We start from the raw sequence: 11093 nt of genomic DNA, 5'->3' as shown, positions 1-11093 counted from the left end.
CGTGATCGACGTGCGTCTGCCCTCCAGGGGTGTGCCGCGCTCGTGCGCTGAGCACACAGACCCGATCCACCTGTTGAGGAGCACACCACCGTGGCTGAATTCCGCCTCGCCGCCGAGACCCGCACCGAGTTCGGCAAGGGCAGTGCCCGCCGGACCCGCCGCGCGGGCCGCGTCCCCGCCGTCCTGTACGGGCACGGCCAGGACGTCGTCCACCTGTCGCTGCCGGCCCGCGAGTTCGCCGCGGCCCTGCGCAACGGCGGCACCAACGTGCTGCTGACCATCGAGATGGACGGCAAGGACCAGCTGGCGCTGACCAAGGCGATCCAGCGGGACCCGATCACCCGCATCCACGAGCACGTCGACCTGCTGCTGGTCCGCCGCGGTGAGAAGACCACCGTCGAGGTCCGCGTCCTGATCGTCGGCGAGCCGGCCCCGGACACGATCAGCAACCACCAGCTGAACAGCGTCCTCGTCGAGGCCGACGCCACCGACCTGCCGGAGACGATCGAGGTCGACATCACCGGCCGCACCGCGGGCAACGGCATCACCGCCGGCGACCTGCCGCTGCCGGCCGGCGCGGCGCTGATCACCGACCCGGAGGCGCTGGTCATCGGCTTCCTGGGTGCCCCGACCGCCGCCGAGCTGGAGGCCGAGCTGGAAGAGGCCGAGGCCGAGGCCGGCATCGAGCGCGACGAGTCCGACGCCGACGGCGACGTCGTCCCGGAGCCGCAGGACCAGGGCAGCGGCGAGTCGATGGACTCCGCCGAGAAGTCCAGCGACGCCTGACCGGTCCGCTGACCGAGAGCACGACCCGCAGGGGCGCCGGCACCGCCGGCGCCCCTGCGGCGTCTCCCGCGCCCGCCCCCGCCCCCGCACCCCCGGTGTCGGAGGGGCCGTTCCTGGTCGTCGGGCTGGGCAACCCCGGCCCCGGCTACGCCGGCAACCGGCACAACGTCGGGGCGATGGTGCTGGCCGAGCTGGCCGCCCGGGCCGGCGTCCGGTTGTCACCCGGCAAGGGGCCCCGTGCCCGGTCGCTGTCCGGTGAGGGCCGGCTCGCCGGCCGGCGGGTGGTGCTGGCGGTGCCCTCCACGTACATGAACGAGTCCGGCGGCCCGGTCCGCGGGCTGCTCGACTACCACCACCTGCCCGCCACCGACCTGGTCGTGGTGCACGACGAGCTCGACCTCGACTACGAGGTGGTGCGGCTCAAGCGCGGTGGCGGCGAGGGCGGGCACAACGGCCTGCGCTCCATCTCCCGCTCCACCGGCACCCGCGACTACCTGCGGGTCCGAGCGGGGATCGGCCGGCCGCCCGGTCGGCAGGACCCCGCCGACTACGTCCTCAAGGACTTCTCGGCGACCGAGCGCAAGACGCTCGAGCTGTTCATCGGCGAGGCCGCCGACGCCACCGAGCTGCTGCTCGAGCGCGGCCTGGAGGCTGCGCAGAACGTCGTCCACCCCCGCAGCTGACCACCGTCGGTACGCACCGTCGCCCGGACGGGTGGTCGCGGCCGTCGTCCCGGTCCCAACGGGTGAAGCACCCCCGCCCCCGTTGCCCCTGCTCGTCACCGCCTGTGATGGTTGCTGAGCGTCACCAGTGCAGCGGCTGGTCCGGGTCCTCCCCGGACGTGTGCCCCTCCTGCGTGCCGCAAGCGGACTGTGCGTGATCACTGCGGAGAACCTGGGGGCCCCATGCTGCTCGAACGTGCGGAACTGACCGACATCGTCGGTGGCGCACCGTCGGCGGCGGTCCCGTCCACCGCGACCGTGCGGCGGCTGCCCGCCGCGGGTGCCCACGCCCGGGGGACCGCCCGCTGGGTCCGGCGGCACCGCGCCGGCCTGGTCCTCGGTGAGGCACTGATCGCGGCGTCGGCGGCGGCCGTGGTGCTCCTCGCCCACGACGGGCCGGTCGTGGGCAGCGTCCTGTTCTGGGCCGGGCTGAGCCTGGTCGCCGCCTGGCCGGCGCTGCTCGCCGTCACCGGCGCCTACGAGGAGCGCTGGTTCGGGGTGGGCAGCGACGAGTTCCGTCGCGTCGGCCGGGCCGGCCTGCTGCTGCTCGCCGGGATGGGCTTCGTCAGCTACGCCGCCCAGCTCGACCTCAGCCGCGCGCTGGTGGTCCTCGCCGTCCCGGCGCTCACCGGCGCGACGCTGGTCGAGCGGTACGCCGCCCGGCGCGTGCTGCACCGCCAGCGGATGGCCGGGCGCTGCGTCAAGCGCGTCGTGGTCGTCGGCCGCGGCGGCGCGGTCATGGACCTGGTCGACCGGCTGCACCGCACCCGGCACGCCGGACTGGACGTCGTCGGCGTCTGCGTGACGCCGGACGACCGCAGCCGGGTCGCGCGGGTGACCGACCTGCCGGTGGCGGGCCTGGACGACGTCGTCGAGCTCGCCGGTCGGGTCGGGGCCGAGACCATCGCCGTCACCTCCGCCAGTGAGACGGCGTCCCAGTACCTGCGCGCCCTGTCCTGGCAGCTCGAAGGCACCGGGCTGGAGCTGCTCGTGGCCCCCGGGCTGGTCGAGGTGGCCGGGCCCCGGCTGCACATCCGGCCCTTCGACGGGCTGCCCCTCCTCTCCGTCGAACAGCCCCGGTTCGAGGGCTGGCGCCGGGTGGTCAAGGGGGCCCTCGACCGGTCGGTCGCCTCCCTCGCCCTGCTCCTCCTCGCGCCGGTCCTGGTCGCGCTCGCCCTGGCGGTCCGGCTGTCGAGCCCCGGCCCGGTCCTCTACCGCCAGCAGCGGGTGGGGCTCGGTGGCAAGCACTTCACGATGCTCAAGTTCCGCAGCATGGTGGTGGGCGCCGACCAGCAGGTCGCCGGGCTGTCGGAGGGCAACGAGGCCGACGGGCTGCTGTTCAAGATCCGGCAGGACCCACGGGTGACGCCGGTCGGCCGCTGGATGCGCCGGCTCTCCCTCGACGAGCTGCCCCAGCTGGTCAACGTGCTCACCGGCGGCATGTCGCTCGTCGGGCCGCGTCCGCCGCTGCCCGACGAGGTCGCCCGCTACGACACCTCGGTCAGCCGCCGGTTGCTGGTGAAGCCGGGTCTGACCGGGCTGTGGCAGATCTCCGGCCGCAGCGACCTGCCGTGGGAGGAGGCCGTCCGGCTGGACCTCCGCTACGTGGAGAACTGGTCGCTCGCCCTGGACGTGCAGATCCTCTGGAAGACCGCCCGCGCGGTCGTCTCGGCCTCCGGCGCCTACTGAGCCGAGGCCGCGCAACGGGCTGCCACGGACGTGCTCCGGCGTCCTCCCTCCGGGTGACTGCACCACTGCAAAGCGCGACGGCGCTCCGCGATGGGGGGAGGGTCGGTGGTGGACGGCCGGCACGGCTCGTCCAGCACGTGCAGGTCGGTCGGCCGCCGCTCCCTCGTCCCGAGGCCGGCGCCGACTCCGAGGAACGGAGCCAGAGGCCATGCCACCCAGGAGGTCGGGCGCCCTTCGCATCGCCCTGGTCGGGACGCGTGGCGTGCCGGCGCGGTACGGCGGCTTCGAGACCGCCGTCGAGGAGGTCGGCCGGCGCCTGGTGGAGGCCGGCCACGACGTCGTCGTCTACTGCCGCACCACCACCGGCGGACCCCGGCCGGCGACGCACCTGGGCATGCGGCTGGTGCACCTGCCGGCGCTGCGCCGCCGGTCGCTGGAGACGCTGAGCCACACCGGTCTCTCGGTCGCGCACCTGCTCACCCACCGGGTCGACGCCGCGATCGTGTTCAACGCGGCCAACGCGCCCTGGCTGCCGCTGCTGCGGGCGGCCTGCATCCCGGTGGCCACCCACGTCGACGGCCTGGAGTGGAAGCGCGCCAAGTGGGGTGGGATCGGCAAGCGGTACTACCGCGTCGTCGAGGCGCTGTCGGTCCGCTGGTCCGACGCCCTGATCGCCGACGCGCAGGGCATCGCCGACTACTACCGCGACGAGTTCGCGGCCCCGACCGAGCAGATCGCCTACGGCGCACCGAGGACCGACGGCGCCGGGTCCGACCGGCTGTCGGCCGTGGACCTGACGCCGGGCGGCTACCACCTCGTCGTCGCCCGCTTTGAGCCGGAGAACCACGTCGACGTGATCGTCGACGGCTACCGGCGCAGCGACGCCGAGCTGCCGCTCGTGGTGGTCGGGTCGGCGCCCTACGCCGACGACTACACCCGCCGGGTGCACGCGCTCGCCGACGACCGGGTCCGGTTCCTCGGCGGCGTCTGGGACCAAGAGCTCCTCGACCAGCTGTACGTGCACTGCGCGACGTACCTGCACGGGCACTCCGTGGGCGGGACCAACCCCTCCCTGCTGCGGGCGCTCGGCGCGGGCGCGGCGACGATCGCCTACGACGTCTCCTTCAACCGGGAGGTGCTGGAGTCCAGCGGCCGCTACTTCCGGACGCCGGACGACGTCACCTCCGCACTGCACGAGGCCGAGCGCGAGCCCGAGAAGCTCCGCCGTCGGGGCAAGCGGGCACGGCTGCTCGCCGCCCGCTACGACTGGGACCACGTGGCGTCCCGCTACGAGGAGCTGTGCCGGGCGCTCGCTGCCCGGGAGTTCCCGCGTTCCCGCCCGAGCGGCCGGCGGCTGCGGCTCGGCCCGGCTGCCGGCACCCGGACCAGCGAGTGGCCACTGGTCCAGCCCGCCTCCGCTCCTCGGGGTGGCGATGCCCCGGCGCCTCGCCGGGCACCCGGCCGACCGGCCGCGCGGCCCGCGGCCGCCGGGTCGAGCGACGTCCCGTCGGCGCGGACGGCGCAGTCGTGATGACGATGCAGGCCTCGGTGGCCCGTCCGGAGGGCACGGTCGCCGACACGGTCCGCCGGCTGGCCGGTGCGCAGAAGGGCGCGCAGGGCGCCCCCGCCTACTCCCGGTTCGTGAACCGGAAGCTGGGGCGGGTGCTCGCGGCCCTGGCCTTCCACGCCCGGCTCACCCCGAACGCGGTCACCGGGATCAGCGCCGTGTGCACGTTCACCGGCATCGCCGTGCTCGCCCTGGTGCCGCCGTCCTGGCCGATGGGCCTGACCGTCGCGCTCCTGCTGGCCCTCGGGTACGCCCTCGACTCCGCCGACGGCCAGCTGGCCCGGCTGCGGGGCGGCGGCTCCCCGGCCGGTGAGTGGCTGGACCACATGGTGGACGCGCTCAAGATCGCCAGCCTGCACCTCGCGTTGCTGATCGGCCTCTACCGCTCCGAGACGGTGGACGCCGTGTGGCTGCTGCTGCCCTTGGCGTTCTCCGTGGTCGACGTCGTCCACTTCTTCGTCACCCTGCTGAACGACGCACTGCGTGCCGCCCACGGCGGGACCAGCCGGGCTGCGCGGACGTCCGGGCAGCGGCCGAGCGTGCTGCGCTCCCTCCTGGTGCTGCCGACCGACTACGGCCTGCTGTGCCTGGTGTTCGTCCTGCTCGGTGCGCCGCAGGTGTTCCTGGCGGCGTACGGACTGATGTTCCTCGGCACGGCCGGCTACCTCGCCGTCGCGTCGGTCAAGTGGTATCGAGAGATGGGCAGGTTGAGCGCGTGAACACCGACGTCCCCTCCGGGGCCGCACGCTGGTCGCGGCGGCGGACCTGGTCCCTCCTGGCGGCCCTGGTCGTGGTCGTGGCGGTCGCATCGGCGTTCCTGGCGCTCGGTGACCGCAGGGCACCGGGTGACGTGACGTCGCCGGTGGCCGGCAGCACCGCCGCGACGACCGCCGGCCCGGCTCCCGGCGCCACCGATCCGGCGTCCGGCGCCACCGACCCGAGCGCCCCGTCCAGCGACACGGCCGCTCCGGCCGGTGGGCCCCCGGCCTCGGCTGCGGACCCGGTGACGATCGCGCAGGAGCTCCCCCCGGACCTGCCGGCGGTCGCGCTGGAGGAGCCGGTCCCCGTGGACGGTCTGACCATCGAGGTCGCCTCGATCGAGGGCATCGACGGTCAGGCCACCGGGCCGGGCAACATCGCCGGTCCGGCCGTCCGGGTGACCGTCCGGGTCACCAACGACTCGTCGGCGGACGTGTCGCTCGACGCCGTGGTGGTGAACCTGTTCCACGGCCCGGAGGCGACGCCGGCCTCACCGCTCGAGGACCCCTCGCAGGAGCCCTTCTCCGGGGCCCTCCGGCCGGGGGCGAGTGCCGACGGCGTGTACGTCTTCACCCTGGCGACCGGCGACCGGGACTCGGTCACGGTGCAGGTCGGGCACGCTCCCGGTGCCTCCTACGCGGTGTTCACCGGCGCGGCCAGCTGACGTCCCGCCACGTCCTCCGTCCAGCCAGGCCCCCTCGACCGCCCCTGCGGTCGAGGGGGCCTGGTGCGTGGTGGAGCCGCACTGGCGCACATGCGTGATCCGACGCTGACACAGCGTGATGACGAGGCTCGCGTTCACCCGTTGAGCACGCTGCGTCACCGGTACGGGGGATGTCGCCCCGCACTTCGTCACGCTTAGTGTCCGAACGTCGGCCGGATGACTGGCCAGGCAAGCGATCGGACGAGCGGGGAAACGATGTCTGCACGGATGGTGGCGTCCAGGGCGATCCTGGCCTCGCTGCTCAGTCTGCTCCTGCTCGCGGGGGCCCTCGGCGGACTGTTCGCCGGTACGGCGCACGCGGACTCGGCGCCGCTGGACCCGGCGGACCCGGCCACGCCGGCGACGGTCACCGCTGACCCCCTGCCCACCGTGCAGATCGACGGGGTGGTCTGGTCGCAGGTGGTGGTCGGGAACACCGTCTACGCCGCCGGCAAGTTCACGTCCGTCCGGCCCGCGGGCGCGCCCCGCGGCACCCAGGAGACCGTCCGCAACAACCTGCTCGCCTACGACGTCCGCACCGGTGAGCTGATCACCAGCTTCGCGCCCGACCTGAACGCGCAGGCCCGCGTCGTGGTGGCGTCCCCGGACGGCTCGCGCATCTTCGTGGGCGGCGACTTCACCGCCGCCGACGGCCAGCCGCGGTACCGCTTCGCGGCCTACGACACCGCGACCGGTGCGCTGGACACCACGTTCCGGCCCGGCTTCCCCTCGCAGGTCCGGGCCATCACCGCGACGGACACCACCGTCTACGTGGGCGGCACCTTCGAGTCCGTGGGCTCCGCGGCCCGCACCCGGCTGGCCGCCTTCTCCTACCCGACGGGTGCGCTGCTGCCCTGGGCGCCCGTGGCCAACGGCCAGGTGAACGCCCTCGCCGTGGCCCCGAGCGGTCCCGGCGTCGTCGTCGGCGGGTCGTTCGACACGCTGGCCGGCTCCCGGGCCCAGGGGCTCGGCGCGGTGCACGGCACGACCGGTGCCGCGCTCCCCTTCGCCGCCGGCACCGTGGTCGACAACACCGGCAGCACCGCGGCGATCATGAGCCTGTCGGTCGACAGCGACACCGTCTACGCCGCCGGCTACACCTTCGGCCGGGGGAACCTGGAGGGGGTCGTCGCCGCCGACGCGGACACCGGCGCAGTGCGGTGGATCAACGACTGCCGCGGCGACACGTACTCCGTGTGGGCCTCGGGCACCGCTTCCTACATCGCCGGTCACCCGCACGCCTGCAGCAACATCGGCGGGTTCCCCGAGTCCGACCCGCAGAGCTTCTACCGGGCCATCGCGTTCAGCAAGGCGGCGACCGGGACCGTCGGCACCGAGACGGGCAACTTCGCCGGGCAGCCGGCCCCGAGCCTGCTCACCTGGTTCCCCGACCTGGCCATGGGCACCTACACCGGGCAGAACCAGGGCCCGTGGAGCGTCGCGGGGAACAGCCAGTACGTCGTCTACGCCGGTGAGTTCCCGACGGTCAACGGGATCGCCCAGCAGGGGCTCGTGCGCTTCGCCGTCCCGGAGCTCGCACCGAACCAGGTCGGCCCCCGTGGCAACGAGCAGCTCATCCCCACGGTGACCTCGCTCGGCCCGGGCACCGCCCGCGTCGGCTGGCAGACCACGTGGGACATGGACAACGAGAACCTCACCTACCGGGTGTACCGGGACGGCGACACCAGCACCCCGGTGCGCGAGGTGGTGCAGGCCAGCACGTTCTGGCTGCGGCCGACCCTGGCCTACACCGACACCGGGCTCAGCGCCGGGACGCACCGGTACCGGATCACCGTCACCGACCCGGCCGGCAACCAGGTGACGACCGCCTGGACGAGCGTCGAGGTCGCCGCAGGCACGACGGTGCGCCGTCCCTACGCCGACACCGTGCTCGCCGACGGCGCCCAGCACCACTGGCCGGTCGGCGAGCCCTCGGGCGCCACCGCCTACGACCACGCCAGTGCGATGGACGCGACACTGGGCAGCGGGGTGACGCTCGCGCAGGCGGGCGCGATCGAGGGCGATGCCGACACCGCCGCGCGCTTCAACGGCACGAGCACCGGACTGCTCGCCACCCAGACCCTGGTCCCCGGCCCGCAGACCTTCAGCATCGAGACCTGGTTCCAGACCACGTCCAGGAGCGGCGGCAAGCTCGTCGGCTTCGGGAACAGGAACACCGGGAGCAGCACCAGCTACGACCGGCACGTGTTCCTGGACGGCTCCGGACGGGTGTACTTCGGGGTCTACCCGGGTGCCCAGCGGACCGTCAACAGCAAGGCCGGGTACAACGACGGTCAGTGGCACCACGTGGTCGCGACGCTGGGCAAGGGCGGCATGGCCGTGTACGTCGACGGCGAGCTGGCCGCCTCGCGTAGCGACGTCACCTCCGCGCAGAGCTACCGCGGCTACTGGCGGGCCGGTGGGGACAGCAGCTGGAACAACACGGCGCAGTACCTCAACGGCCGGCTCGACGAGGTCGCCGTCTACCCGACGGCGCTGACCGCGGACCGGGTCCGGAACCACTTCACGCTGGGGTCCACCGGGGAGACCACGAACGTCGCCCCGACGGCGTCCTTCACCAGCACCACGGCGGACCTGACCGCGACCTTCGACGCGTCGGGCTCCACGGACCCCGACGGCACCATCGCGTCCTACACGTGGGACCTCGGCGAGGGCGTCAGCCTGACCGGGGCGACGGTGGCCCACACGTACGCGGCGGCCGGCACCTACCCCGTCACCCTCACGGTGACCGACGACGACGGGGCGACCGCCCAGCGCGCCGGCTCGGTGACCGTCACCGCTCCGGTGCCCAACACGCCGCCGTCGGGGGCCTTCACCTCGCAGGTGTCCGGGCTCGAGGTGTCGCTGGACGCGTCGTCGTCCCGGGACGACGACGGCACGGTCGTCGGCTGGGACTGGGACTTCGGGGACGGCTCCACCGGCGCCGGTGCCACGGCCTCGCACACCTACGCCGAGGCCGGCAGCTACCCGGTGACGCTCACGGTGACCGACGACGACGGCGCCACGGCGAGCGCCGAGGAGACGGTCACGGTGGCCGCGCCGGTGCCCCCGACGGTCCACGCACGTGACGCCTTCGAGCGTTCGGCGGCGACCGGGCTGGGGACGGCCGACCTCGGTGGGGCCTGGTCGGTCCCGGCGGCGTCCTCGTCGGTGTCGGCGGGAACGGGTCACCTGACGGTCAAGTCCGCCGGGTCCTCGACCTGGGCGACGCTCAACGCGGTGTCCCAGACGGACGTGGCGATGCAGATGTCGCTGGCGCTGGACTCGAAGCCCACCGGTGGTGGGACCTACGTCTACCTGCTGTCCCGGCACGTGGGGAACAGCGACTACCGGGCGATGGTGCGGTTCGTCAACGACGGCCGGGTGCAGCTGTCGGTGGCCCGGGCGGTGAACGGTGCGGACACCTCGCTGCGCACCGTGACGCTGCCGGGGATCACCTACACGCCGGGCACCGTGCTGCAGGTGCGCTTCGACACCAGCGGGGCCGGCAGCACCACGCTGCAGGCCAAGGGCTGGGTCGACGGGACCCCGGAGCCGGCGGACTGGCAGGTCACCGCGACCGACGGCACCGAGGCCCTGCAGCGGCCGGGGTCGGTCGGGGTGGCGGCCTACGTCTCGGGTTCGGCCACGGCCACCCCGGTCGTGCTCGACCTCGACGACGTGTGGGTGGGCAACGCGGGCACGGTGCCGTCGCCGGACGGTGCGCAGCCGGTGAACGCCGAGCCGACGGCCGTCTTCGACGCCGCGCCCACCGACCTCACGGTCGCCGTGGACGGTTTGCGCTCGACCGACGCCGACGGCACGGTCGTCCGCTGGGACTGGGCGTTCGGGGACGGAGCGACCGGCTCGGGATCGACCGCCGGGCACACCTACGTCGCAGCCGGCACCTACCAGGTCACCCTGACGATCACCGATGACGCGGGTGCCACCCACTCGGTGACCCAGCCGGTGACGGTCACGGCACCGGTGACCCAGGAGCCGGCCCCGCAGCCGGAGCCCGAGCCGCAGCCGGAGCCCGAGCCCGAGCCGCAGCCCGAGCCGCAGCCCGAGCCCGAGCCGCAGCCCGAGCCGCAGCCGGAGCTCGGCGCGCCGTTCGCTCTCGACACCTTCGAGCGGACCTCGGCCGCCGGGCTGGGCGAGGCCGACGCGGGTGGTGCATGGTCGGTCCCGGCGGCGTCGTCGTCGGTCTCCGAGGGCGTCGGCCGGTTGGTGGTGACGACCCCCGGGTCGTCGACCTGGGCGACGATGAACGCGGTGTCGGAGACCGACACGGCCGTGGAGGTGTCCCTCTCGCTGGACACGACGGCGACCGGCGGCGGTACCTACGCCTACGTGCTCTCCCGGCACGTCGGCAACAGCAACTACCGGGCGATGGTCCGCTACGCCCCCGACGGCCGGGTCCAGTTGTCGCTGCAGCGAGCGGTGTCCGGGGCCGAGACCACGCTGCGCGCGATGACGCTGCCGGGCGTGACGTACAGCCCGGGGACGGTGCTGCACGTGCGCTTCGACACGAGCGGGGTGGGCACCACCACGCTGAAGGCGATGGCGTGGACCGAGGGCTCGCCCGAGCCGACGGACTGGCAGGTCACCGCGACCGACACCACCGAGGCCCTGCAGCGCGCCGGCGGCATCGGGGTGGCGGCCTACGTGTCCGGCTCGGCCACGAAGGTCCCGGTCACCCTGGGCGTCGACGACGTCTGGGCCGGTGCAGCCGGCACCCGGCCCCAGGGCTGACTCGGCCCCGCTGCACCGCCACGGCCGGCGGTCACCCCTTGGGGTGGCCGCCGGCCGTGGCCGTCCGCCGGGCGGTCCTCCCGGTGGCACGCTGGTCCGGTGCGCCGCCGCC

7 protein-coding genes are annotated in these 11093 nt (G+C 74.2%); all 7 read left to right on the top strand.

Translation table 11 applies throughout. The annotated features are described in order from the left end of the window. The first annotated feature begins 90 nt into the window (after positions 1 to 90). The 7 genes from O2W15_RS03470 to O2W15_RS03440 all read left to right on the top strand — a co-directional run bounded on the left by O2W15_RS03470 (position 91) and on the right by O2W15_RS03440 (position 10981). The gene (locus O2W15_RS03470) at positions 91 to 786 is read left to right on the top strand and encodes a 50S ribosomal protein L25/general stress protein Ctc (protein ID WP_269161587.1); all 696 of its coding nucleotides are present in this window, start codon (positions 91 to 93) and stop codon (positions 784 to 786) included. A gap of 95 nt (positions 787 to 881) precedes the next feature. Further along, positions 882 to 1469, top strand: coding sequence for an aminoacyl-tRNA hydrolase (gene pth, locus O2W15_RS03465; protein WP_269161588.1), 588 nt, complete (start codon positions 882 to 884; stop codon positions 1467 to 1469). 222 nt (positions 1470 to 1691) lie between these two features. After that, on the top strand, positions 1692 to 3197 hold the full coding sequence (locus O2W15_RS03460; protein ID WP_269178372.1) for a sugar transferase: 1506 nt from the start codon (positions 1692 to 1694) through the stop codon (positions 3195 to 3197). 208 nt (positions 3198 to 3405) lie between these two features. Further along, positions 3406 to 4728 (top strand): DUF1972 domain-containing protein, encoded by a 1323-nt coding sequence (locus O2W15_RS03455; protein ID WP_269178371.1) that lies wholly within the window; start codon positions 3406 to 3408, stop codon positions 4726 to 4728. Beyond that, entirely contained in the window at positions 4728 to 5483 is a 756-nt protein-coding gene (locus tag O2W15_RS03450) for a CDP-alcohol phosphatidyltransferase family protein (RefSeq protein ID WP_269178370.1), read from the top strand. Before O2W15_RS03455 ends, O2W15_RS03450 begins: the two co-directional genes overlap by 1 nt. Continuing rightward, positions 5480 to 6187 carry a hypothetical protein gene (locus O2W15_RS03445; protein ID WP_269178369.1) on the top strand — a complete coding sequence of 236 codons (708 nt, stop codon included), beginning with the start codon at positions 5480 to 5482 and terminating at the stop codon, positions 6185 to 6187. Before O2W15_RS03450 ends, O2W15_RS03445 begins: the two co-directional genes overlap by 4 nt. 255 nt (positions 6188 to 6442) lie before the next feature. Next, positions 6443 to 10981, top strand: a complete 4539-nt coding sequence (locus O2W15_RS03440; protein WP_269178368.1) for a PKD domain-containing protein — start codon at positions 6443 to 6445, stop codon at positions 10979 to 10981. The last annotated feature ends 112 nt before the right edge of the window (positions 10982 to 11093 follow it).

Origin of the sequence: Modestobacter sp. VKM Ac-2979 (assembly GCF_026967995.1) — a bacterium.
In the GTDB taxonomy this organism is placed as follows: domain Bacteria; phylum Actinomycetota; class Actinomycetes; order Mycobacteriales; family Geodermatophilaceae; genus Modestobacter.
The sequence above is the reverse complement of the archived record's forward strand: the minus strand, read 5'-3'. Positions and strand labels throughout refer to the sequence as shown.

Coding starts and splice junctions, on each gene's coding strand:
- O2W15_RS03460 (WP_269178372.1), top strand. CDS start 1,692: ATGCTGCTCGAACGTGCGGAACTGACCGACATCGTCGGTGGCGCACCG.
- O2W15_RS03455 (WP_269178371.1), top strand. CDS start 3,406: ATGCCACCCAGGAGGTCGGGCGCCCTTCGCATCGCCCTGGTCGGGACG.
- O2W15_RS03450 (WP_269178370.1), top strand. CDS start 4,728: ATGACGATGCAGGCCTCGGTGGCCCGTCCGGAGGGCACGGTCGCCGAC.
- O2W15_RS03440 (WP_269178368.1), top strand. CDS start 6,443: ATGTCTGCACGGATGGTGGCGTCCAGGGCGATCCTGGCCTCGCTGCTC.